Below are 24,619 nucleotides of genomic sequence, written 5' to 3'. Positions count from 1 at the left end.
CTGCTCGTTATGCCCGCGCCAAAATCCCTGTGAGATCGGATGACGGCGGGAGGTTGCCATAGTTGAAAGAGCGGTCAGGCCCCAGCCGGGATACAACAAACGCATCAGATACGGCCGGCGGGGCAGCCCGCAGCAGAAGCGAGGCCTGAAGCGCCAGCGCCATACGCTCCACCACAGTCCGTGCCTGGCCGGCAAAGTCCTGCGGGGACTGCCGTACGGGGGCCAGTTGTTCCATCAGCCGAGCGATGAAATCGTCGAAGATCCGGTGGTTTCCCGAGGCCAGGCGAACCTCAGCAAGGAAGGCCTCCACCGATTCAGGATCCGTGGCCATGGCTCGCAGGACATCCAGGGCGATGACGTTTCCGGTTCCTTCCCAGATCGCCATGACCGGTTGCTCCCGATACCGCATGGCGAGCGGGAAGTCCTCTATATATCCATTGCCACCCAGACATTCCATGGCCTCATAGGCGTGGTTGGGGCCACGCTTGCAGACCCAGTATTTGGTGACCGCAGTGGCAAGGCGCCGGAAGGCACGCTCGGAGGGACCGGCGTCGTCATCAAAAGCGCGGGACAGGCGCATGCTGACGGCTGTGGCGGCCTCGGATTCTAGGGCAAGGTCGGCGAGAACATTGCTCATAGCCGGTTGGTCAACGAGCCGGGCGCCGAACGCGCGCCGATACCGGGCATGCCAGGTGGCTTCAGCGACAGATTGGCGCATTCCGGCGGCGCTGCCCAAAATGCAGTCGAGGCGAGTTCGCCCCACCATGCCCATGATGGCGCGCACTCCGCGGCCGGGATCACCGATCCGCCACCCCACGGTGTTGGCAAATTCCACCTCGGAGGAAGCATTGGACCGGTTGCCGAGCTTGTCCTTGAGCCGTTGAATCAAGAACGGGTTCCGTTCGCCGCCAGACAAAACGCGCGGGACTAGGAAACAGCCCAGTCCGGAATCGTCTTGCGCCAGCACCAAGAACGCGTCCGACATCGGGGCGGAGCAGAACCACTTGTGCCCTGTCAAGAGAAAGTGGTCTGCGGCGGGCACGGCACGAGTGGTGTTGGCGCGGACATCTGAGCCGCCCTGTTTTTCCGTCATGGCCATGCCAAAAAGTGCGCCCGGTTTATCCGCCGACAACCCAGGTGAGTAGTTGCGCGAATACAGCCGCGGCAGCCACTCCCCCGCCAGCTCCGGAGCGAGACCAATGGATTCCACCGCAGCATGACTCATGGAAATCGGACAGGCATGTCCGGGCTCCACTTGCGCAAAGAGCATGAATTGGGCCGCACGCAGGGCGCTGGCACCCTTGCCCGGCTGCTCCCACGCGGAGGTGTGCGCGCCCGCCGCGATGGCCTGGCCAAGAACGCGGTGATACGAGGGATGATATTCCACCTCGTCAATCCGCTGCCCATACTTGCTGTGGGTGTGCAGGATGGGCGGATTCTTGTGGGCTAGGCGCGCGTCATCTTGGACCTTCGCTGAACCTACGACGGCGCCCGTTGCCTCGAGCGCGGCGGTGGCACCGGCGCTGACCCCACCAAAGTTCATGAGGTGCTCTTGGAGCGGAATGTTCAGCAAGTACTCGTTAATATCCACACGAGGTGGCGGCTGATTGCTGACGTAGTGCGTGGGGTAGTTAGCTGAGTGGGGGTCTGCCGTGATGCCGGCGTCGTTGGCGGTCATGGGTACAGGCTACGCCGCGAGTCAAGACTGCACGTGGGGTGAACCAGAACTAGCTACTTCGACGGCTTGGATGTCTTGAACCCTGATGCGTCGCCCTCAAAATAGTCAGACACGTGGAGCAGGTGACCACTTTGGGCGTAGCTATCAGCCGCTGCGCCGAGAGTTTCAAACAGGAAGTTACTTCCACGTCGTGGCACGCTCCACCCAGTGGCGGTCACGGCATGGTTTCCGTAGGGGTCGATTCCGGCGGTGACGCGAACATCGACCGTCAGTTCCCAGCGCTGGAGCTTTTTGGGGAGCAAAAAACCGGGGAAATACTCACTGTCAGCAAGCATGTCCTTCCACAGCGTCCCGTACCGGAGTTTGACGGGACTTTGGCCAGGCTCTGAAACAACCCGGAACTTTTCCTTGATGAGTGCCTGCACAAAGGGAAGGACGGGGTGGGCAACCGAAGAATCGACGATGTAGGTGCGGGCAGGAAAGAGCAATTTCCCCCGGGACTTCGGCTCTGTCATGCCTCAAGGGTAGCCGGCAGCATGACTGCCTGAGGAATTCAGGACTGCGAGCGCCAGCGGGCCAAGATGCTTTCGGTTTTCGGGTCCAGATCGCCTGAGTAGAACTGGTCCAGTATTTCGCCGAACAGCGGTTCTTCAGGCACAGTTGCTTGGAAGAGCGTCATGGACGACTGGAACTTTCTGGCATCAACTGCACCAAAGATCTCTTCAGCGTTGCGATCGTGAGTGCCTAGTGTCAGCCCGGCACACTCTCGAAGCCGGGCGCCTAAAACGGGATGAGCGGCATAGGCCGCAGCTTCTGCCTCCGATTCTATGGCATACAGCTTTGCCCAGGGGCTGGATCCAAGTCCGCTAACTTGAGGAAATACAAACCACATCCAGTGGCTGGCTTTGAGCCCGGAGGCCAGCTCCCTAGTGACGTCGTCATAGATAGGGTCCTGCGCTTCAACGAAACGATCGAGCTGATGGCTCATTCAGTTTCCTCCTGTGGGTTGGCGGTCAGCATGTCACGGCAGGCCCTGTCAAGAAATTCGGCCACCTCGCGCGGACGGGACAACAACGGGGCGTGGCTAGATGAAAGCTCCGTGATGACTGCTCCCATGCGCGCAGCCATCTCGCGCTGCAACTCCGGGGGCACGCACCGATCGGCGGTTGCCACCAGGTAGACAGTGGGTAGGTCCAACCAGGCTGGCGGGCCGACTTTCACGCGGTCGAGCCCAATCCGCACCATGCGTTGAGTCGCTGCAGCGACGGCAACATCCTCGGCGGGCGCGTCGGCCGCAAGTAGCTCGCCAAACGTTGACCGGTTGATGTAGGTGTAATCGCCAGCCACAACAACATGGTTCGGGATCTCGTTCCCCGAGTATTTACGCGAGAGCCCACTGACGGACTCCCCCTCGGCCGGCGCAAAGGCAGCAATGTATGCCAGCGCGGTCACGGCCGCAACTCCTCGGGCAGCCTCACCGATCACCGCTCCCCCATAGGACCAGCCCACCAACAGCACAGGCCCCGAAACTGTCGCGATGGTGCGGCGAACTGAGGCAACGTCGTCGTCAAATGATTCGAGGGAAAGCTGGGCGGCGACGGGCTCATGACCTAGGGCACGCAGCTCTGTGATGGCCTTGGCCCAGCTCGAGCCTTCGGACCACAAACCATGCACCAAAACAATCGTCGCCATGCGAGCTCCCCCGTCGTTTTGCCTCAACGTACCAAATATTGTCCGCATTGCACCAGGCCACAAGACCAACACGCCGACCACACAAATCGTTGCCAAGTATGGTTCACAAGAGCCCTCCCCCAGATTTGCACTTACTGCACTTAGGTGCAATTATTAACATATCTGAAAGGAGTCGCAATGGCGACCATACGTGCCGCGCGTGAACTGAACACCATCGACCTCACGCCCACCGAAATTCAAGAAGCCAAGACGGTGATCCTGAGATTTAAAGACGTCCGACCGCAGGACCTCCGCATCAAGATCGAGACCAGCGACGGGCTTGAAGTGGGGCTGCCTGCTGGCTTGGTTCGGCTGCTCCACATGGTCCTCAATCTGGCGTCGTCGGGTCAACCTCTATCGTTGAGCCAGCCACCGGCGGTGTTGACGAGCGTCGAAGCCGCAAAAGCCTTGGGTATGTCTCGACCAACGCTGCTCAAGCTGGCGGATGAGGGAAAAATCGCCTCAACAAAAGTTGGAACACACACTCGCTTTGCCCACGAAGACATCCGCAAGTTTGCTGATCAAGTCCAGAATCAGCGCAGGGCCTCATTCGACGAGTTCCGCGACTTTGAGGACACGCTCGGCATTGTGGACTGAGTTGCGGAAATTCAGGCCTCTGGCTGCATAGCATCACGTATGCAGCCAGGGGCCACAAGAGTTTTTCTCGATGCCAACATCCTCTATTCGCGAACTCTTCGTGATTGGTTTTGCCTCCTATCACAAGAAAGCGGCCTCGATGGTATCGCCCTATTTTGGAGCGAAGACGTCTGGGCAGAGGTGATCTATCACCTGCGGAAAGCGAATCCACATCATTCCGATGCACAAGTTGGCGGCTGGAGGCGGCGACTACTCGAGGGATTTCCGGATGCCATGGTCACCAACTACGTCATCGATCCACAGTTCTTGGCTGGTGACCCCTGCGATGCCCATGTCATTGCCGCCGCTCAAAAGGGCGCAGTGGACTACATGGTCACCAGCAACATCAAGGACTTCGCAACCCACGCAGACATCTTGGATTTCGAAATTTACGACCCTGACTCGTTCCTTTGTCTTATCGCCGAACGTCGTCCTGCCGCGACATATGCAACAACGAAGCGGCAACTTAAATACTGGAAAATGAAGGCTGGCGCCAAGGAGCTGCCAAAAGCCCTGAGCGATGCCCGAGCTCCACAGTTTGCGGGCAAGGTCAAGACGATTCTCCAACAAATAGCATTGAGAGCCGACTACTAATCCACGCCAGGCCCCCCTACCTCGCCGGCGCAGCCCGGACATGCATCCGTTCACCCTGCGGGCCAAAGAGCGTCAGAAATTCAACGCTCTCCGTAGTGGCGCGGCCAAACCAATGCGGAGTGCGGGTGTCGAACTCGGCGGCTTCACCCTGTTTCAGCACAAAGTCCCGCTCCCCCAAGACAACGTGCAACTTACCCCGCAGAACATACAGCCACTCATACCCTTCATGGACTTGCGGGGTGGGCTGGGGCAAGGAGGCACCGCCCGGCAGCACCAACTTGAACGCTTGGACTCCGCCGGTCCCGCTACTCAACGGCAGGTACGTCTGCCCGTTGCGTTTGAACGGGCGCAGGTGAATCCGAGGATCCCCCGTTGCTGGCGCGCCGACTAACTCATCCAATGGCACCGCATGCGCCCGCGCCAGCGGCAACAACAATTCAAGATTTGGTCGACGCTGACCGGACTCCAGACGCGACAGCGTACTGACAGATATCCCAGTTGTTTCAGCCAGGTCCGCCAAGGTCAGGCTCCTTTGCAGACGTAGCGCCTTCAACCGCGGCCCAACACCTGATAGCACTTCTTCGGTCTCGTTAGTCATAGCCCCAGTTTGCCATTCCAGCAACAAACATTGCCAGTACTACACCCCTAGGCGCACGCTTGAAAGACCAAACAAACTGAACAAAAGGTGGACCTCATGCAAGACGTAATCATCATTGGCGGCGGCGCAGCCGGACTCAGCGCCGCTCTGCAACTGGGCCGTTCACGCCGCACCGTTACCGTGATCGACGCCGGCCATCCCCGCAACGAAACCGCAGCGGGCGTGCACGGATTTCTCACGCGCGACGGCGTTTCTCCCCTTGAGCTGATCCGGCTGGGCCGCGCGGATCTAGAGCCCTACGACGTCCGTCTTGTGGAGGGAACTGTGGTCGGCGCCGTAAAAGAGGATGACGGCTTCCAGATCACACTCGAAGACGGCAGCACCTTGGCCGCCAAACGAATCCTCGTCACCACCGGCGTAGTGGATATACTCCCAGAGATCCCCGGACTGGCAGAACGCTGGGGCAAGGATTTGGCCCACTGCCCCTACTGCCACGGCTGGGAAATCCAGGATCAAGCGATCGGCGTCATCGGCAGCGGAACACTAGCCGTGCACCAAGCACTCCTCTTCCGCCAATGGTCACCCAACATCACACTGTTCCTGCACAGCGCACCTGAACCCACCGCCGTCGAACGCCAACAGCTTGCCGCGCGCGGAATTCGCCTCGTTGCGGGCACCGTGGCCCGGATTCACAGCGAGGACGACGCCGTCACATCAGTGGAGTTGGCAGACGGCACCATTCATCCGGTCCAGGCCCTGACGGCGCAATCGCGGGTTGTTGCGCAGGCTCCGTTCCTCACCATGCTGGGCTTGGTCCCTGTGCCCAGCGAATTTAGTGAGCTGGTTGAGTCTGATGAAAACGGCGCCACCGCGGTGCCCGGCGTGTGGGTGGCTGGCAATGTCACAGATATGCGCATCACGGTTCCGGCGGCAGCACTTGCCGGATCGTTTGCCGGGATGACCATCAACATGGACATGATGGCGGAGGAACTCTCAGAGGTAGTCGCTGCCCACGAAGCAGCTGATAGCAACACTGAACTCGAAATCGACCCGGAACTCGAGCCCGAACCGGCCAGCTCAGCAGCATCTAGCTAGGTGCACAGGAACACCCCTGCGCGGTAACCGTATTCGCTCTCCAGCTTCTCGATCCCCAAACCGTCGTGGCCGGTGAGTGCTTCCTGAATGGCTTCTGGTGGCGCCGGGAACTCGGCGTTGAGATGCTTCAGCGCCCAACCGTTGCTGGTGAACGCCCACTCAAACACGAGTAGCGCTCCGATGACCGCGGCCCACGTCAGCATGTGTGCCGCGGTCCACGGAATTTCTTGGTGCAAGGGCGCCATGACCAGGCTGTGGGTGGTGAGCATGGCAAAACCGGCAGCGAAGAAGCCCGCAAAAACGGCCGTCTCCGTTGCCCCGAAGGTTACTCCCGAGCGGAGGAACCAGCGGCTGCGCACCATGAACTGCCAATAGACTGCGGCATTGATCAGGGTCAACAGCGTGTAGAACCACAGCGCAGCCATGGTCCACCACGGAACATCCTCCACCATGACCGGCACCAGCATGGTCCCGGCTAGAGCCGCCACGGCAATAAGAGTCGGCGGGATACCGATCAGGATGCGCGTTCGGCGGGCACCCTTCGGCGTGGACGGCCCTTGGGGATCGGCCTCGTCGACCATCCACTGCGGCAGGAGCTGGACGCTTGGCGAAGTTCCGCCACCCAGATCCTCTCCAGCAGAGTCACCCCCGCCCAAAAAACCCCCGTCCAAGACACCGTGGTCCGCATCCCAGTCATCCGCGTTGCTGCTGTGATCCCCGGACACCGGAACATCTTCGAACTTGGCGAACTTCTGTCCAACGTAGCGGCGTTCCAGCACGATTCGGTCTTCGATAAAAGGCCGTTCAGGATCGGTCCAGACATCGAATTCATTGCCCAGAGCTGGCGCCCACACTGGGTAATCGAAGAACTGAATCCGCGTGGTTTCCAACCGTCCTCCAGTCTCGTATTCCAGATCCACGTGAAACATGGCCCGGTTATCCACGGTGAACGCCTCGTTCGTCACGGCCACCACGGTCCCCACCGAATGATGGCCGCTGGCCACAATGTCGCGATGAATACGCTGCTCGGTCTTTGTTTGCTGCCACACGGTCCTGGCCAGTCTCCCCACCTTGAGTGCGGGAAGCAACAGCACCAGAGCAAGTGCGGCCAACACCAAGAACCCCAACCAATGCCCGGTCGATACACGGATCACGGCCGCGATGAGGCAGCCGGCAAAGAGACCGGCAAGCACGGCGGCATACACAATCCGCCGCCCGCGCACCGAAACCACCGTGCGTCCTTTGGAGTCGGAGGTGCGCTTGATGGTTCCGTAACCCTGCACGTATTTGAAGTCGTTGCCGATCCCCTTGCCCAGTGCCAACGCACCTACCAGTGCGGCCACAAACAGCAGTCCCGGGACAAAGTGGACAACGTCGTCGAGCAAGTGGGTGATACCTAAGGGAAAGAAGAAGCCCAGCATCGTGATGGCCATGGCCCAGAGAAACGCGAGCAGCAGGCACGAGCAATACGTTCGGCGCGCATAGCCGGCCCACACCACCGGCGATGTTGGCAGGGGCACTGAATGCGCCTCCGGCATGGCCCGCGACAGCGGATACGCCATGACCGCTCCTCCCTTTTAGCTGAGCTTTCATTCTGCCCATGGCGTGCGGCGATGTCGAGGCCCGCCACGCCGTTCCCGCGTGCATCACACGCGCATCACACAGATATGAGCCGGTACGTCCCGTCCTCGCCCTTCTCACAAACACCCAGCCGCTGGCAGCGGTACAGCGACTTCTTGACCGCGGCCTGCACATCGGCCCCGCTGCGCGCCCAGCCGAACACGGTTTTGACGGCGGCCAGCACCTGCTCCTCCGTGGCACCCATGGAATCGCGCAGCACCAGCCGCACGGCTTCGTCGAACTCCTCGGGCGGAATAGCCGAGGCCTTGCGCCCCTGCCCACTATCGCCGCCATGGCGCACCGTGACTACTCCTGGCGGGCCGAGCCGAATGAATCCGTCGTTATCCAGACGCGCCGCGACCCCATCAACGCGTGAACGTCCGACGGCGGCCACCAAGTTTTCCTTGATCCGCGGCCCCACCCTGCCAATCGCCCAGGTATCGCGTAGCCGCCCCTGCAGCGTGTCGAGGTGCAGCGGTGCTTCCTGGGCGATCACCTTGGTGCAGAACTCAATGAGTTCCGGCATCGCTTCCGGCGAGCCGGGCTCCACCAGATGGCTGGCCCGTGAACGTGAATAGCGCGTCTGCGTGTATTCCACGGTCCAATCGGGTGCCGCGTTGAGGTCCACAGCCACATAGTCCAGGCCCGGTTCCTCTAGCTCCGAAGAGGCAACAGAAGCGTGGAGCGCCGCAATCGGGGCGCCGTTCGCAGCTTCCTCGAGGGCACGCTGCAGCCTGGCGATCTGACCAGCAGGATCCCGATACCAGCTCAGGCTCCATACCCGGAACATCCGCCAACCCAAGTTGGCTAGGACGGACCCACGCAGCCGGTCCCGGTCGCGTGCCGTTTTCGCGGAACTGTAGGCCACGCCGTCGCACTCCACACCGAGCATGAAGGTACCGGGCTTGCTCGGGTGTTTGACGCCGATGTCCACGCGGTAGCCAGCAGATCCCACCTGCGTCACGGTCTCGTAGCCCAGTGATTCAATGGCGTTGCGGACCTCATCCTCTAAGAGGAAGTCGCCGTCACTGGATCCGGCCGGGATCCTGTGCGCCAAGGCCGCTTGCCCGCGCGCGGCGAAGTCCAGGTAATTGCGCAGGTGCTGATTACCTTCGGAGCTTCCCGCCCGCATTTGGGAAGCATAGAAGGAGCTGACAATTTCCACCCGGCGGCGGGCTCGGGTGATGGCCACATTGAGTCGGCGCTGTCCGCCCTTGCGCGTCAGGGGACCGAAATTCATGGCGAGGTTTCCGGATTCGTCGGGTCCGTAGCCCACGCTGAAGATGATGATGTCGCGCTCATCGCCTTGCACCGATTCAAGGTTCTTGACGAAGAACCCGCGCAGCCGGTCACGGTCCTCGAGCAGCCCAGAGAGTACCGGCTCGTGGACAGCGCGCCGGTCAATGGCGTCAAAGATGGCGTCGGCCTGAGCGGTGGAGAAGGTCACGACCCCCAAGGACAAGGTGGGGTTGTGGGTGCGGTGCGCCATGATCCGGTCCACAACGCGCTCGGCCTCGATGGGGTTCTTGGCCCCGGTGCCGCGCTGGTAGATGCCGTTCACGAACTCGTGATGCACGCCCAGATCCGGTGAATGCTGCACGGCGCCGGGGAAGGTATTGAGCTGTCCGTTGTAGAAACCGTAGTTGGAATACGTGATCAGATCTTCGTGCAGGCTGCGATAGTGCCAGGTCAGCGGCAGTGAAGTGATGGCGCCGGAGGCCTTGCAGAGATCCAGCACGGAATCGAAGTTATCGGGAGCATCCGGTTCGTCGCTGTCATCCGCCACGGTGGTGAAGAACGCGGTGGGCGGAAGCTGCTTTTGGTCGCCGGCAACAATGAGCTGACTGCCGCGATAAATGCAGTTCACGGCGTCGGCCGGCATCACCTGGGACGCCTCATCGAAGATGACCACGTCAAAGCGCATATTCCCGGGCAGATATTGCGAGACCGAGAGTGGGCTCATCATGAAGCAGGGCTTGAGTGCCTGCGCCACGGTGCCGGCTTCTTCCAGCAGCGTGCGGATCGGTTTGTGCCGGGACTTTTTCTCGGCCTCGCGCACAATGATGCGGGCGTCGCCAAAGATCGATCGCGGGCGCCGGGCGGTGCAGGCCGCAACCACCGAGCTGTAGGCAAACTTGATCAGCTTTTCATCGAGTCGTCGGAACTCCGCCACCATGGCTTGGCGATTATCGGAGCGGTACTGCTCCAATCGAGGATCGGTGGTGATGATGTTTTCAACCCACGGCTCCAGCGCCGCGCGTTCGAAGGCGGCCGGCAGTTGCGCGGCCGCAGCTCCAGCACGTTCTAGTCCGGCAACGGTCGCGCCCATCCCGTGTTGCGTGGCCCATACCCGAATCCGCTGGTACTCAAACCAGAGGTCAATGTCCGTGGTTGCCGTGGCTTGCATCGAGCCAGCCAGCTCAACAGTCCCGGCTAGATCCTTGCCCAACTCGGCCCGGATCCCCGGCATCCGCTCTGCATCAAAATAATCGGCAAGAGTTTCCACAGCGGCATCCCACTGCGAGAGCAAACTGCCCAGACCAAGCCCGGAACTAGTGAACTCCTTCAGATACTTCATGGCCTCAGCATCGAGCGGAGCATTCAGGTTTTGCCGCACCTCCTTGCACCACGCCAGATCCGCGTCCAGTGCGCTAAACGAGGTGTTCAGCCCGGCGAAGTGGCGGCCCAGAAGGGCTGAGTCGGCGGCAGCTTCGGCGTCGTTCTTGGCATCGAGGTCAACCAGGCGCCCAATCAGGGCCAAGCCATCGGCGCAAGCGGCGAGCGTCAGCGGCCCGGCATCCATGGCGGTGAGCCGGGCCAGGGCCACATCGGCGGTGGCAAGATTCGCGGCGAAGACCTCGGTATAGTCCAACACCTCGCTGAGCGGGGCGTCGGCAGCCCACGCTTGGAAGTCGGAGGTGAGCGTCTCCGCCATGAGCGCAGTGAGCTTGGTAGTGCGCGCGGTGATGGCGTTAGCGATGGGCATGAGCAGGCGGTCGGGCTCGGTGTTGGTGGACAGCTGGGCGGCGAGTCCGTGCAGGCTCACATCGTTCCCGGCCAGCTCGGTGGCCCGCCTGGCCAGGTCGATGGCTTGGTGCACGCGCCCAAAATCGGTCTGCATGCCCTGGTAGTAGCTCTTCAGCCGCGGCCCGTACGCGCGCTCGGTGGCGTATAGCTGCTGCTGGGCCTGCTGCCATGCGATGGCCCCGGGCAGCGCGGCGATCACACTCTTGTTGACCACGCCAGTGACGGTGACCGACCGCAGTGTCTTGCGGTCCGCGCGCGATTGTTTCGACCACCGTTTGAAGCCCGTGTGCTCGTGTTCAAAGCGCCGATGCAGTTCGCTCAGATCCAGTTGCAGCGCGGACTCGGCAAAGATTCCCTGCAGCTCTTGCTGCTTCTGGCGCACACTCTGTATTGCGCCGGACAGGACCCTTGCGCTGTCATCCAGGGCCCCATGGACGGCCGGGTTGAGCCAATCGACTTCCGGCCGGTTGCCAGCCAGGCTCAGTTCCGCCAGTGAACAGAGCACGGCAAGGGTGCGCAGACTGATGGCATTCGGGTCGGCTTCAAAGAGCCCGGCCAGCTTGATGGCATCCGGTGCCAGAGCCTGAATTTCAGCGCTCATGGCACGGATGCGGCCCTGCGCCGCGAGGGCACCTTGGACGGTGAGATTGGCCAGCCCGCCCGGCAGTGGAAGCTCAGGTTTGGCCGAGAGCATCTTTTCCAGCGGGCCCCGAAGGCTGTGATCGGCCGGCTGCCACTGGGTGAAAGAGGCGCCAAGTTGGGCCTGCCACTGAGTGCGGTCGGCGATGCACTGACGCCACTCGGCGGCCCTGTTTTCCACCGGGGAGAACGGCCCGGTGAGCCAAGCATCCGGAACAGGCGGGCGGGCTTCCAGCAGCTCCAGAGTACGTCGCCGGATCTCCAAGCTGGCGTGGCTGACGTCCAGCGTGAGGAAGGGCAGCTTGCCGTCAAAGCCGAAGGCCTGCTCCAAGACCTCCTGTGAGAACTGCGATACCTGCAGCGCGGCGAGGGCAGCGGACTTGGCCCGATCGGCGTCGAGCTTGGTGCCCGCCAATCCGCGCCAGAGGAAGTCCTCTTGCTCCAGAGCCGGGCGCCACGCACGGGAGAGATCCTCACCGTGACGCTGCACCTCGCCCAGCATTTCGGCACTGAGCCCGGCAAAGTGAGCCTTCTCCCCCGTGGGAAATTTCTCAACATCGGCCAACTGCAGGATCCGGCCCAGGACGCTGTGCAGGCTCCGGCCCAGCGGCTGCCGGATCTGATTCATGGCCGCGGCATATCCGCTCAACGCCAGTCGCGACGCCTCCAGCCGCGACTGATCGGTCCCGTCAAACTTGCTGCGGGCCATGGGCTTTTGGGTGAGTTCCTTGCTCAGGGTCTCAACCACTTGCTTCCGGGTGGCCTTGTGGCTGTGAAGTTCCAGCAGGAACGGATCGAGTTTGCGCGCTGAGAGCCTGTCCCGCACCACGTCCAGCGCGGCGGCCTTCTCGCTGACAAACAGCACGGTCTTACCCACCGCCATGAGTTCGGCGATGATATTGGCAATGGTCTGGCTCTTACCGGTGCCGGGCGGGCCGTCCATGACAAAGCTGCGGCCTTCGCGGGCGGCAATGATGCATTTGCGCTGGCTGCCATCGGCGTCCAGAATGCTGTGCAGTGTTTCCGGGGCCACCAGCTCATCGAGTTGGGAATCGTCCGCGAGCTCGAACGCAAAGCTGTCGGCGTTGCCGGCCTCCGGGCCCAGCGCCATGACGCGGATGAGGCCGCTGGCCATAATCCGTTCCTCGTTGTCAGCCAAGTCCTTGTACATGGCCTCCTTGTGGAACGTGAACGGCATCAGGATGCTGCGCGTATCCACCGACCAATCAGTTTCACCGGCTATCGCCTCGGCGGTCTGGTCAATCACGTCCTGAACCGTGAAGTCGGAGTCCTCAAACGTGGGCATCTCAAGGGCAAAGTCCCGCGCCATCTTCAGGGCTAGGGAGGAATTCACCACGGCCTCATCGCCGGTGCGCCGCAGGGTGAACCGGGTCCCGGCCCGCTCCAGCCGGACGGGGATCAGCTTCAACGGGCTGCTCACGCGTTTCCCGTCGGCCGGATCCACCCAGTTGAGCATGCCGAGCCCGATGTACAGGATCCAGACACCACGGTCCGCGAATTCCTGCTCGGAGCGCTGATGCAGGCGTTTGCAGGTGCTCAGAATTTGGGATTCGTTCTTGCCCTGCACGGTGGCCACACGTGTTTTCTTGCCCGTGGGCAGCCCGAGCGTCTCGGCCGTAGCACGGTCTTCAAGTTCGGTCTCGTGGGAGATCAGGTGCACGGCGCCGGCTTCGAGCCAGCTTTCCAGTTCCCCCATTTTGGGGAGCAAGAATTCCAGCGAGCCGACCTTGGGATGCTGAAAATACAGCAGCTTCTGACGCCGGTCCAGGGCCATCAGATCCTCGCGCCACGCCTTCATCTGACCCTGCAGCTTGGCCAGCTCGGCCCCCGATGGCACGACGCCCACTGCCGAACCCATAGTTTTCCCCTTCGGTGACGCGCACGAATCAGAGGCCGCACCCGTTAGTATTGACCCTGCTATTTAGGGTGCAGGCGCAGTGCCGAGACCGGCAATTTCCCCCTATTGTCTCACCGGCGCTGCCGCTGCTTCGCATCTTGGACCCCGTACGACGCCGGCCCGTCACTGAACGCCTGCACCCTGCGTTCCAGCCACCAACAGTGGGCGAGGAACGGGGCATTTTCCCGGAACCGACATCGATCCGTGAGGAAAGGCTGCTTAGAACGTTCTAAGCAGCCTTTCCTCACGGATCGATGAATAAGCGGGCCCCAAAAGTGGAGCTACAGCCGCATGTCCCCGGTTTCGATGTAGCGCTGGTGCCAGGACAGTGCCTCGCCCATCAGGTGCGGGGTGTGCTTGCCGTAGGAATCGCGCAGTGCACGGGTGAAATAGTCTTCCAGCATCGGCTTATAGTCCGGGTGCGCCAGCTTCTCAGTGATCAACCGGGCGCGCTGCTTCGGGGACAGTCCGCGAAGATCCGCAAAACCGCGCTCGGTAATGAGCAGCATGGTGTCGTGTTCGGTGTGGTCAACGTGGCTGGCGAAAGGCACAATGCCGGAGATGCGCCCTTCCTTGGCAACCGACGGGGACATGAACACGGAGAGGAAGCCATTGCGGGCAAAGTCGCCGGAACCGCCAATGCCATTCATAACGTGCGATCCCACGACGTTGGTGGAGTTCACGTTGCCGTAAATATCGGCTTCGATCATTCCATTCAAGGCCACACACCCCAGACGGCGGATGAGTTCAGGGTGGTTGGAAATCTCCTGGGTGCGCAACACAATGCGTGAGCGGTAGAAGTCCACGTGCCGGTTGAATTCTGCGATTCCGGCCTCGGACAAGGAGAAGGACGTGGCGGAGGCGAACTCAATGGTGCCGTCCTTGATCAGCCCCAGCATGCCGTCCTGAATCACCTCGGTGTAAGCCTTCAGCCCGCGGTATCCGCCACGAGAAAGCCCTGCCAGTACGGCGTTGGCAATGTTGCCCACGCCCGATTGGAGCGGCAGCAACTTATCGGTCATACGGCCAGACTTGATCTCCCCGTCTAGGAAATCCAGCAGGTGGTCGGCAATCTGGTTCGAGGTGGCGTCAGGCTCAGCGAAGGCAGAAAGTCGGTCCGGTGCATCAGTTTCAACCACGGCGATGATCTTGTTGATATCAACGTCCAGGTACGGTTGGCCAATCCGGTCTTCCGGCTCCGTCAACATGATGGGCTGGCGGAACGGCGGCAGTGCGGTGCCGTAGTAGACATCATGCATGCCTTCAAGTCCGGCGGACTGTTGCGAGTTGACCTCAATAATCACGGCGTCGGCCATGTCCAGCCAGGTCTTGTTGTTGCCAACGGAGGAGGAAGGAATCAGGCTGCCGTCTTCACGGATGCCCACCACTTCAATAATGGCAACGTTGATGTCGCCGTAGAAACCGAACCAAGTGTGCTGGGCAACGTGGCTGAGGTGAATATCCATGTATTCAATCTCGCCGTCGTTGATCCGCTTACGCAGCGCCGGATCGGACATGTACGGCAGGCGCAGTTCCATGCCGCCAGCCTTGGCGAGCACGCCGTCGAGTTCGGGGGCGGTGGAAGCACCGGTGAGGATCCTGATCTTAAAATCAGTGCCCGCGGCAGTTGCCGTCTCCACCTGTGCCGCCAGCGCTTGCGGCACCGCCTTCGGGTAACCGGCGCCGGTAAAGCCGCTCATGGCGACTGTCATTCCGGGCTTGATCAGCGCTGCTGCCGCCTCGGGCGACATACGCTTTTCCAACAATCCGGAGTGGCGGATACGATCGTGCACAGGGCCCTCTTTCACGTATTTCTTCGGAACATCCGTCCAAAGTCATCCAGACCACTCTAGACGGTGATGCAGGATACACGTAGCCCGGTAGATAGTCCATAGTTTTTTCGCGTTTAAAGTACGACGGCGCCTACCGCCCTCGTCTGCGCCCGTCACCGCAAACAGACGTCACCGAAAACAGACGTCACCGCAGGCAGTACAAAAATGGCGTGCCCGATCGAGCCTGCTCCTGTAGCGGTGCCACGAACTGTAGAACCTTGGAACATTGCTGATAGAACTAGAACATGACTGAGAACCCCAGCCTTCCCTCCACCCCCGGCAATCACGTGCGCCATGAGCGCTCCCCGCTTGCCGGCGCCGTGGTCTCACTCGTCGCTTGGGTCGTTGTGGTGTTGCCGATCATTTTGATGTCGGTCCTCATTTTTGCTGCCGTGATGGAACCCTCTCAGGGCATGGCGGCCCCAGCCCGGATCGCGCTGATCTTTGCCGGCGCAGTGCTGCTGTTCTGCATGATCGCTACCCCGCACCTGCTGGGCCAGGCCGTGCGATTCAAGGAAAAGGCCATGTGGCGGGCAGCCCTCATTACCGGCATCCCCACGGTCTGCGTGATTTTGTACTTTGTGTTCCGCTGGTTGAGTAACCTGGGCTGATGGCGTACCTGAGCCGTAACGGGGAAGAGCCGGCCGAGCAACCCACCGTCACCGAGCAAAAACCTACCGGCAGCGTCGGAGGTGCCATCGCCATTGCCCTCGGCGGCTGGCTGCTGTTTTCCCCAGCAGCACTGTTCTACGGCGTCTTCACACTCCTATCTGTCGGAATGGACTCCCCCAGCTCCAGCACCGCGAGCTTTTACGTCCAAGCCCTTTTTGTGGTTGCCTCGGCAGTGGGCGCACCGCTCTTGTTGGCACTGGCCCTGTACCTGCGCAAGAACAGCCTGTGGATTTTCGGTGCGATTGCAGCCATCCCGGCCATTATTGGCTTCATCCACATCACCACCGCATAGGCTCCTGAACTCAACACAGGAACCGTCCAGAGGTGCATGTCAGAATTAGTCCATGCCCCGTCCCCACCGCGAGATCCCTTCACAACGACTAGCCAGATCCGTTGCCACTTCGGCCACAACAGCCAAGCCGCACCGCCCACCGTGGCTGGCCATTGCCATCACTGTTGCCGGCTGGGCACTGTTGGCCTACCCCGCGATCCTGTTGGCGCTGCTCTCCTTCATCCTCATGACAGAGTCTGCGGACTCCACCTCTGCCGCTCCGAGCATCACCTTAGGTGTCTTGGGCTTTCTGGTGGCTCTGGCAATGCTTGCGTTCCCACTGCTGTTGGGCCTCGCCGTGAAGGCACGACGCCGGTCCCTCTGGATCGCCGCATGCCTCACCGGTGTGCTGACCGTCGCCGCATGTATTTATGTTGCGGTTGAGTGGCTGGTTCCCCTGGGTGTTATTTAGCGGCGTCGTGTTTGATGAAGGTGACCTGCTCCGGGTCCAGACGGTTGCGCATGACCTCAATAGATTCGGGGTTCTGGTCCACCATGACAAAGCGGCGTTCCAGCTCCAATGCAGCGGCGCCGGTGGTGCCGCTGCCGCCGAAGAAGTCTAGGACCCAGTCGCCGCGTTCGGTACTGGCCGAGATGATGCGGCGCAGAATACCCAGCGGTTTTTGGGTGGGGTAGCCAGTTTTTTCACGGCCATTGGGTGAGACGATCGTGTGCCACCATGTGTCGGTGGGCAGTTTGCCCAGTGCCACTTTCTCGGGAGTGACCAGGCCGGGCGCCATATACGGTTCGCGGTCCACTTCGGCGCTGTTGAAATAATAAGTCTTGGGATTTTTGACATAGACCAAGATGTTGTCGTGCTTGGCGGGCCAGCGCTTTTTAGACCGGGCGCCGTAGTCGTAGGCCCAGATGATCTCATTGAGGAAGCATTCGCGACCGAAGAGCGCATCCAGGAGAACCTTGGCGTAGTGCACCTCGCGGTAGTCCAGGTGCAGGTAAAGCGTGCCGTCGTCTTTGAGTAGACGCCAGGCCTCTTCCAACCGGGGTTCCAGGAACTCCCAGTAGTCGCCGAAGGAATCGTTGTAGCTCAGCGTGAGGCCCTTGATGGTCTCGTAGCTGCGGCCTTGGAAGCCCACACGGGATCCGGTTTCACTGCGCACATTGGTCATGTTCTGGCGGGCCTGAACCTTGCCGGTATTGAACGGCGGATCTATGTATATGAGCCGGAAGCTCTCATCCGGCAAGGTTCGCAGAAAGGTGAGATTGTCCCCTTCAGCAACGAGGTTTCCACCGTCTTCGTGCCAGGCCCCGGCAGGCTTTATCGCCGAGGCAGGGCTCAGGGTGGAATCGCTCGCGTCGCTTGTCATGCATCAAGGCTAGCCGTGCGGCAGGAATGCAACGAAACGTTGCCTCCCTCGGTGACCCGTTGTTGAATGCACGGCCGCCACGACACGCCACAGACCACAGCGCAGCTACGGGATTAGGTCTAGGGTCGAAGGATGGCTCTTCAGCACGAATCAGACATGCACTTGATGACAACGAACAAGGACCGCGCAGGCTTTCTACAGGTGCGCGGCGCCCGCGAGAACAACCTCAAGAATGTAGATGTGGATGTTCCTCGAGATGCCATCGTCGCATTTACCGGTATTTCCGGGAGCGGCAAATCCTCCTTGGCCTTCGGCACCATCTTCGCTGAAGCCCAACGTCGCTTCTTTGAGTCGGTGGCACCGTATGCCCGGCGGCTCATCCAACAAGGTAATACCCCTCATGTGGAATCAATCTCAGGGCTTCCCCCGGCAGTCGCCATGGCGCAGCGACGCGGCAGTCCCAGCACGCGCTCTTCCGTGGGAACTGTGACAACACTGTCGAACTCGCTGCGCATGCTGTTCTCCAGAGCGGGCGACTATCCCGAAGGTGCCGGCATCCTGTACTCGGATTCGTTCTCGCCCAACACTGTGGCCGGAGCCTGCCCCGTGTGCCACGGCTTGGGCACAGCCCATACGGTCACCGAGGAGTTGCTGGTACCCGATCCCAATCTCTCCATCAGGGACGGTGCCATTGCAGCATGGCCACGCGCATGGCAAGGGAAAAACCTGCGGGACATCCTCACGCACTTAGGCTACGACGTCGACCGTCCCTGGAAGAAGCTGCCCAAGAGCGAACGTGACTGGATCTTGTTCACTGAAGAACAGCCTGTTGTGGAAGTGACGCCGCAACGGGATCGGGTGGCGAAACCCTACAAAGGCAAATTTTGGAGCGCCCGCAGTCACGTGCTGCACACACTGGCTAATTCCAAGAGTGCGTCCATGCGTGAGCAGGCATTAGCGTTTATGCATTCGGGTCCTTGCCCAGTCTGCGGCGGGAGCGGGCTGAAGCCTGACGCGCTGGCGGTCACTGTGGCGGGCCACACTATCTCCGCCATGAACGCCTTGCCACTAACGGAACTCTCCGCGACGCTAGAAAACCTCAGCGCGGGCCCAGTGGGAGACGACGGCAGCCGTGAAGCGGTCGCAGCGGCGATCGCACAGGATCTAAATCACCGCATTGCCGTGCTGCTGAACTTGGGGTTGGGATATCTGAGCCTAGGGCGCAGCACGCCAACACTTTCCCCCGGGGAAATGCAACGACTGCGGATCGCAACACAATTGCGCTCTGGCCTGTTCGGTGTCATTTATGTGCTGGATGAACCCTCCGCGGGCCTACATCCGGCTGATGCCGAACCGCTTCTGGAGGTGCTGGGACAGCTCAAAACAACAGGGAACACGGTGTTCATTGTGGAGCACAATATGGACATGGTGCGTCGAGCGGACTGGCTGGTGGATGTAGGTCCGCTGGCCGGGGAACAGGGTGGGTGTGTTGTGTACAGCGGCCCCGTGGAGGGGCTTGCCGATGTTGCAGAGTCGCTGACGCGACCATTTCTGCTGGGCGAACTATCCCCCGCGGCGCCACTGTCAGCGCAGTCTGCTGCGACCACTGATGGCAGACGGGCCCCTGGCGGATGGTTGGAGTTGCGGGGCATCACCAAGCACAATTTGCAGGAGCTTGAGGCCCGGGTGCCGCAGCACGTGCTGGTGGCTCTCACGGGGGTTTCAGGCTCCGGGAAATCCACGCTGTTGCAGGTTCTAAACAGCGCTGCTGGCGGGCCATCCGATGCCGACGATCAAGGACTTGCCGCGACTGTGGCATGTGCAGGCTTTGATGGGGTTGATCGCGTGGTTCAGGTGGACCAGCGGCCTATTGGCCGGACTCCACGGTCAAATCTCGCCACGTACACCGGGATGTTCGACGCCGTCCGTCGTGAATTTGCCGCGGTGCCAGAAGCCCGGGCCAAGGGGTTCACGGCGGCTAGATTCTCCTTCAATGTTGCGGGCGGTCGCTGTGAAACTTGCCTGGGCGAGGGCTCGGTCGCCGTGGAGCTTTTGTTTCTGCCCGGCAGCTACGGACCGTGTCCGGTGTGCCACGGTTCCCGGTTCAATGAAGAGACGCTCACAGTGAAGTACCGCGGGAAAACCATTGCTGATGTTCTCCGGCTGACGGTGGATGCGGCAGCTGAGGTGTTGGCTGACATCCCGGCGGCGGTACGAAGTTTGGCGGCCCTGCGCGAGGTGGGCCTGGGCTATCTGCGTCTTGGCCAGCCTGCCACCGAACTTTCCGGTGGTGAGGCACAGCGGATCAAGCTGGCGACCGAGCTGCAGCGGCCCCGGCGCGGCCATTGCCTCTATCTGCTGGATGAACCGACCACCGGCCTGCATCCGGCCGATGTGCAGTTACTGCTGCATCAGCTCAACCGTTTGGTCGAGGCTGGAAACACGGTGGTGGTGGTTGAACACGATATGGATGTGGTGGCTTCGGCCGATTGGGTCATTGACCTTGGACCGTCCGGTGGAGCCGACGGTGGCCGCATCATGGCTGCTGGTACACCTGAGGAAATAGCGGGTGTCCCGCAGAGCCGCACCGCTGCCTATTTAGCCGCTGCCCTGCGACGTCGCAACAGCCTATCCGCAACGTAGCTGCCGCTCGGTGACTCGTTCCTGCCTACCGTGGGGCGGCAGGCAGGAACAATCAACAGTTGCTAGAGCGCACCTTTGAAGATGGCGGCTTTGTCAGTGAACATGTTGGGCCCACTGATCTCCACCCGGACAGCACCGGCATCGGCAGCGGCAATGCCTGCGCCGAACTTCACGGTCTGGGTCTCACCGGGCAGGATGGTGCTCAACATATTCAGGCCAAGGTCACTATCCATGTCGGTCACAGATTCGGTCTGGGCGTTCGTCTCACCGACGGTGACCTTCGGAAGCGACATGAGGGCAGCTTCGAGGTCCTCGTCGCTGCCATTCATGACGGTCAGTTCAAAAACGGCAGCCTGGCCTTCAATAGCGCCGTGCGCGTATTCGCCCACCGACTGGAAACCGAGCGAGGTCACGGTGACCTTCACTCCGCTTTCGTAGGTGACGGTCTCGCCCAAGGCAGCGGAGCGGTCTGCCGGCTTTTCGGCCGTCTCTGCAGCAGGCTTCTCGGCCTGGTTGACTGCCGAGTCGGCGCCAGCCAAGCTGTCGACGGTGGGTGCTGCACTGGAACAACCGGCCAACAAAAGTGCCGCCAGCGGCAAGGCAACTAACAACTTCTTCATGATTTCCCCTACGAGTGATGATGAAAGACCAACAGGACCGTTGAGAACGGTTCCGCAACCAAATCCGTGGTGGATTGGGCCTATTCACAACGTACGTTGAGGGTCTGACAAAGTTGCTCGTAGGGTGTCAGCTGCCGCTTATTGTCAGCCGCGCAGCACGTCCTTCGTGGCGTGGTTGTAGTGGAAGGTCACCGGTCCACCGGCGTGTGCGAACTCGTGGTTGGCGCCATCCAGTAGCCCAAATGCACCGTAGTTCTCATCCCAGTTACCGTTCACTACAGCCTTGTAGCTGTACTGCCCGGCGGGGAGATCGGCCGAGAGCTGCCAAACACCGTCAATGGAATCGAGCTGCATCTGCACGTTGGAGTGGCTGGGATCCCAGTTCGCCGCACCGAGCGCTTCGCCGAAGGTCCCGGCCAAGGCAACCGATGCGGGCTGGTTTTCCAGCACTGCACTGGGCTTCGACGTGTCAGCAACAGGCGCAGCTTTTGTGGGTGATGCCTTGGCGGCTGGCTTCTTGGTAGCTGCCTTCTTTGCAGGAGCCTTGGCCGCTGGCTTATCAGCCGGCTTTTCGGGCAGCGGAGTCCCCGCCGGAATCAACGTGCCGTTCTTCAGAGCATCAGCCAATGATTCAACGGTGTCGAAGGCTACCGTTGCGCGCAGTCCGTTATCCGTAATCTCCCAGCCACTGCGACCTTTAGTCATCCAGCCTGCCTTGACTAGGTCTGCGGTGGCCTTGGTTAGGTTCTTGTGACCGCGGGGAATGCCGCCTGAGAGGAGCTCTGACTCTTCCTTGGTAAAAGGAATGCGGGCCACGGCTTCAGCTAGGACCACTCCCCCGTTGGGCTTCTCATCTAGCCAAGATCCGGCTGCCATGATGTCTAGAACTTCTTTAAGTCGACGGTTGGTGTTGTTGCGAATGGCCACAGTGGTCCTCCTGTAGAAGCGGGTACAGAACTACTGTGGCACGCGCCAAAGTTACGGGACAGTAGATGACGCGGGGTGGCAACTACGCAGGGTATGCGTCAAAATCACGCGGCACCAGTGAACAGGACTCTTCCAATGAACCAGGCAATGTAAACAATCCAGGCGTCGACTTACCGAACCCAAAAACACGATACAGATGGAACTTCTCTGGAACTTCTGTGGATAACGACACCTCGTTGCGCGTAGCAACGAACGGCCAGGACTCCGCCCTACGAGTCGTCTTCACCTCGATTAGGCGCTCTGCACCAGTTGAATCAAAAGACAGAATATCGAAACCCAAACCATCACCTTGGGTAACTGAAATATGCTCAACCTCATTGGCCAGATTGGCCATTCCGGCCCGGCGCAGTCTTGCCTTCTCAAAATTTATTACTGCAAGTTCACCTGCCAATCCGAGCTCTCGCTTGCTGGCCTCTAACTGGACAAAGTCATGCTTTACGGCCTGCCGATGATAGATGCGGTCCGTCATTTCAATGACTGGTGCCACTGATTGGCGAAGCAAGAAATCTACTCCAGGCATATTTACCGGTTCATCGACCGCTTTAAGCATAAGCGCCTCAACTTCAGAATCGACTCTAAGGCGGCGTTCAACTTCCAATCGAAGCGACTTCTGCACATTGCTACGCGGTTTATAGCCATTAATGTAGAAGGATCTCAGCTGGTGGAGAACAGCGCTGATATTGGCATGTTTGAACTCAATGGCGCCCATGCTACGCCCAATTGCTTCTTGAAGATTGCGATTGAACTGGGATTTGTTCAGCACTTCTCCGGCCAGCTCAGCACGCAGCATCTCGAAATACGTGTCGACGGTCCGAGCGTTCTCCAAGTCGGTCCACGCGCTACCTACCGTGCTTGCTTCCATACGGCTAGGCTACCAGGGCCTGAAAATATCGCCCCTTTTATGCGATTACAGGATCCGTATAATTATTCAGGATCAAATTACCATTGATCGCAGCCTAAAATTGATAGAAGCAATTTTTAATATCGCCCATGATACATATCTGGTTGAACAATATCACGCAATCTGCCATCAAAGGAGAGAATTCAAAATCACTCAGGTCTACTTTTATTAAGAATCATTTGGCATCAATGATCTCATTGACGCAGATATCCATAAATTGATTCGGCAATCTTTTTCCCGAGAGCGATAGGCACAGCATTTCCAATTTGCTTGGCGATATCTGTTTTTGAACCACACCATTGAAAATCATCTGGAAAACCTTGAAGTTTCGCCGCCTCGTAGTGCGTAATTGGCCTATCTTCAGTTGGATGAAGATATCTGCCTTTCTCGGGCTTAAAGAATTCTGTTCGAATGGTAACCGACGGCATTCCAGATCTCACTCGCCCCATAACGTCACCCGCACCTGAATCATGATTATCCCACGATTTTGTCGACAAATATTCCACGGTGGCAAAACGAGTCGTTGAACCATTACTAACTTCGACACGAAATATTTCCGCCTTAACTCTCCGAGCGGATTGTAATTCGACACTCTTGTCAATCTCACACTCGGAAATAAAATATTCGTCGGAACCCACAATTCCGCCAACCACTATTCGATGATTTCCACTGGGGATCAATTGTCCTTCGAAATTCCGAAATTTTCCTATTTTCTCTAGGAGAATTTGTTCGCCATCGTCAAATTGACAGCTGTAGCGACCACGAAGATCTTTCCGGTTTCCATTGGCCGGGATGGCCCGGTATCGCGCTAGGGAAATTGGTTCCGGTCGTCGAGCAATATGTAATTCGGCCGTCAGAAATGGTCCTGCAATCTTGTCTGAGACACCTGGAATAGTCGTTGTCCGCCCAATCGGAAATTCCGTTTTTTCTAATTCCATTGTGGCACTTTTATCGAAGATGCTGTCAGCTGCCTGCCATGGGAGTATTTCAGATAGAACCGAGCGATTAGACTGCCCAGCACTCTGTTTAAGCATCCGGCGTGAGTGAGTCGGGGCTGGATACCGCATCTGCTCAATGGGGAGACTAACGTCTGTGCGAATGCCAATTACGATTACTCGCCTTCTGGCTTGTTTCGCCCCATAATCAGCTGCATTGAGCACGTATTGTCGTGCATTCTCATATTCTGTATCAGATTGTTTACTTCCGGGCGCCTCGACGAGTCGATAATTCGTGAGATCTCCACTGCCGATCCGCGATTGGAGATCATTGAACTCGACGGAACGTACGAAGCGGTCGACATTCTCAATTACGAAAACTTTTGGCTGCACCGCCCGGACTACTCGAATAAACTCAAGCCAGAGCTTGTTTCGTTCCACTCGGACCTTGTTGCGATTTAGACTTGAGAAACCCTGACAAGGAGGGCCACCTACGACGACGTCTATTTCGCCAGGCTTCCATTTGGGCTCCCATCCAACGATATCTCTGCGGTAGATCTCGGGAGGCTCGAAGTGTTGTTCTCGGCTCGATATCGCGCCAAAATTCATGGCGTACGACGCAGCCGCAGCAGGCTCCCACTCAACTGCACCTACACTCTGAAAAACAGGGCCGCTTATCCCATCAACACGGAATTGTCGAAATCCCTCAGAGAGACCGCCACATCCCGAGAACAAGTCGAGGACCTGAATCGGAGCCCGGTCAGTATTCTTTGGTCTCATAGGTCAATTCTATCTCCACAGCAAGGCAGGCCAGTCGCACAACCCCCTTCAAACTGG

At 59.7% G+C, this 24,619-nt stretch carries 20 protein-coding genes; 7 read left to right on the top strand and 13 right to left on the bottom strand.

What is annotated here, in order from left to right:
- Positions 1–7: 7 nt before the first annotated feature.
- Genes AB0O97_RS08650 through AB0O97_RS08635 form a run of 4 tightly spaced genes read right to left on the bottom strand, consistent with a single transcriptional unit; the run spans position 8 to position 3,370 of the window.
- Complete coding sequence (locus tag AB0O97_RS08650) at positions 8–1,678, bottom strand: acyl-CoA dehydrogenase family protein (RefSeq protein WP_363881771.1); 1,671 nt, start codon at positions 1,676–1,678, stop codon at positions 8–10.
- A 53-nt stretch (positions 1,679–1,731) separates the two neighbouring features.
- On the bottom strand, positions 1,732–2,193 hold the full coding sequence (locus tag AB0O97_RS08645) for a hypothetical protein (protein ID WP_363881769.1): 462 nt from the start codon (positions 2,191–2,193) through the stop codon (positions 1,732–1,734).
- Positions 2,194–2,231: 38 nt separating this feature from the next.
- Positions 2,232–2,666, bottom strand: a complete 435-nt coding sequence (locus AB0O97_RS08640) for a DUF1810 family protein (protein ID WP_363881767.1) — start codon at positions 2,664–2,666, stop codon at positions 2,232–2,234.
- Entirely contained in the window at positions 2,663–3,370 is a 708-nt protein-coding gene (locus tag AB0O97_RS08635; protein WP_363881765.1) for an alpha/beta hydrolase, read from the bottom strand. Before AB0O97_RS08635 ends, AB0O97_RS08640 begins: the two co-directional genes overlap by 4 nt.
- Positions 3,371–3,547: 177 nt before the next feature.
- Between AB0O97_RS08635 and AB0O97_RS08630 the strand changes: the two genes are divergently transcribed.
- Positions 3,548–4,006, top strand: a complete 459-nt coding sequence (locus AB0O97_RS08630) for a helix-turn-helix domain-containing protein (protein ID WP_363881763.1) — start codon at positions 3,548–3,550, stop codon at positions 4,004–4,006.
- 39 nt (positions 4,007–4,045) lie between these two features.
- Positions 4,046–4,639 (top strand): PIN domain-containing protein, encoded by a 594-nt coding sequence (locus AB0O97_RS08625; protein WP_363881761.1) that lies wholly within the window; start codon positions 4,046–4,048, stop codon positions 4,637–4,639.
- 16 nt (positions 4,640–4,655) lie between these two features.
- On the opposite strand, the gene AB0O97_RS08620 is transcribed toward AB0O97_RS08625, so the two are convergent.
- On the bottom strand, positions 4,656–5,237 hold the full coding sequence (locus tag AB0O97_RS08620) for an XRE family transcriptional regulator (RefSeq protein ID WP_363881760.1): 582 nt from the start codon (positions 5,235–5,237) through the stop codon (positions 4,656–4,658).
- 96 nt (positions 5,238–5,333) lie between these two features.
- On the opposite strand from AB0O97_RS08620, the gene AB0O97_RS08615 reads away from it, so the two are divergent.
- Positions 5,334–6,332 (top strand): NAD(P)/FAD-dependent oxidoreductase, encoded by a 999-nt coding sequence (locus AB0O97_RS08615; RefSeq protein ID WP_363881758.1) that lies wholly within the window; start codon positions 5,334–5,336, stop codon positions 6,330–6,332.
- Here the strand turns inward: AB0O97_RS08615 and AB0O97_RS08610 are convergent.
- The 3 genes from AB0O97_RS08610 to AB0O97_RS08600 form a co-directional block, all read right to left on the bottom strand.
- Positions 6,329–7,894: a hypothetical protein gene (locus AB0O97_RS08610; RefSeq protein WP_363881756.1), complete on the bottom strand. Its 1,566-nt coding sequence runs from the start codon at positions 7,892–7,894 to the stop codon at positions 6,329–6,331. The genes AB0O97_RS08615 and AB0O97_RS08610 overlap by 4 nt on opposite strands.
- Before the next feature lie 95 nt (positions 7,895–7,989).
- On the bottom strand, positions 7,990–13,497 hold the full coding sequence (locus AB0O97_RS08605) for a DUF3320 domain-containing protein (RefSeq protein WP_363881754.1): 5,508 nt from the start codon (positions 13,495–13,497) through the stop codon (positions 7,990–7,992).
- 320 nt (positions 13,498–13,817) lie between these two features.
- Positions 13,818–15,329 (bottom strand): acetyl-CoA hydrolase/transferase family protein, encoded by a 1,512-nt coding sequence (locus AB0O97_RS08600; RefSeq protein WP_363881752.1) that lies wholly within the window; start codon positions 15,327–15,329, stop codon positions 13,818–13,820.
- 284 nt (positions 15,330–15,613) lie between these two features.
- On the opposite strand from AB0O97_RS08600, the gene AB0O97_RS08595 reads away from it, so the two are divergent.
- Genes AB0O97_RS08595 through AB0O97_RS08585 form a run of 3 tightly spaced genes read left to right on the top strand, consistent with a single transcriptional unit; the run spans position 15,614 to position 16,783 of the window.
- Complete coding sequence (locus tag AB0O97_RS08595) at positions 15,614–15,979, top strand: hypothetical protein (protein ID WP_363881750.1); 366 nt, start codon at positions 15,614–15,616, stop codon at positions 15,977–15,979.
- Positions 15,979–16,332, top strand: coding sequence for a hypothetical protein (locus AB0O97_RS08590; protein WP_363881749.1), 354 nt, complete (start codon positions 15,979–15,981; stop codon positions 16,330–16,332). The genes AB0O97_RS08595 and AB0O97_RS08590 overlap by 1 nt, the downstream gene beginning before the upstream one ends.
- Positions 16,333–16,384: 52 nt before the next feature.
- Entirely contained in the window at positions 16,385–16,783 is a 399-nt protein-coding gene (locus AB0O97_RS08585) for a hypothetical protein (protein WP_363881747.1), read from the top strand.
- On the opposite strand, the gene AB0O97_RS08580 is transcribed toward AB0O97_RS08585, so the two are convergent.
- Positions 16,776–17,696 carry a DNA methyltransferase gene (locus tag AB0O97_RS08580; RefSeq protein WP_363881745.1) on the bottom strand — a complete coding sequence of 307 codons (921 nt, stop codon included), beginning with the start codon at positions 17,694–17,696 and terminating at the stop codon, positions 16,776–16,778. The two genes, AB0O97_RS08585 and AB0O97_RS08580, sit on opposite strands and share 8 nt — an antisense overlap.
- A 132-nt stretch (positions 17,697–17,828) precedes the next feature.
- On the opposite strand from AB0O97_RS08580, the gene AB0O97_RS08575 reads away from it, so the two are divergent.
- Entirely contained in the window at positions 17,829–20,339 is a 2,511-nt protein-coding gene (locus tag AB0O97_RS08575; RefSeq protein WP_363881744.1) for an excinuclease ABC subunit UvrA, read from the top strand.
- Positions 20,340–20,401: 62 nt separating this feature from the next.
- Here AB0O97_RS08575 and AB0O97_RS08570 read toward each other — a convergent pair whose 3' ends face one another.
- The 4 genes from AB0O97_RS08570 to AB0O97_RS08555 all read right to left on the bottom strand — a co-directional run bounded on the left by AB0O97_RS08570 (position 20,402) and on the right by AB0O97_RS08555 (position 24,562).
- Entirely contained in the window at positions 20,402–20,959 is a 558-nt protein-coding gene (locus tag AB0O97_RS08570; RefSeq protein ID WP_363837230.1) for a hypothetical protein, read from the bottom strand.
- 144 nt (positions 20,960–21,103) lie between these two features.
- Entirely contained in the window at positions 21,104–21,886 is a 783-nt protein-coding gene (locus AB0O97_RS08565) for a glycosidase (protein WP_363881742.1), read from the bottom strand.
- Between the two features lie 82 nt (positions 21,887–21,968).
- Positions 21,969–22,808 (bottom strand): DUF3883 domain-containing protein, encoded by an 840-nt coding sequence (locus AB0O97_RS08560; RefSeq protein ID WP_363881740.1) that lies wholly within the window; start codon positions 22,806–22,808, stop codon positions 21,969–21,971.
- A gap of 233 nt (positions 22,809–23,041) precedes the next feature.
- Positions 23,042–24,562, bottom strand: coding sequence for a DNA cytosine methyltransferase (locus tag AB0O97_RS08555; RefSeq protein ID WP_363881738.1), 1,521 nt, complete (start codon positions 24,560–24,562; stop codon positions 23,042–23,044).
- Between the last annotated feature and the right edge of the window lie 57 nt (positions 24,563–24,619).

It is taken from the genome of Specibacter sp. NPDC078692, assembly GCF_040686835.1.
Lineage (GTDB): Bacteria > Actinomycetota > Actinomycetes > Actinomycetales > Micrococcaceae > Specibacter.
This window is presented reverse-complemented; position numbering and strand designations above follow the sequence as displayed.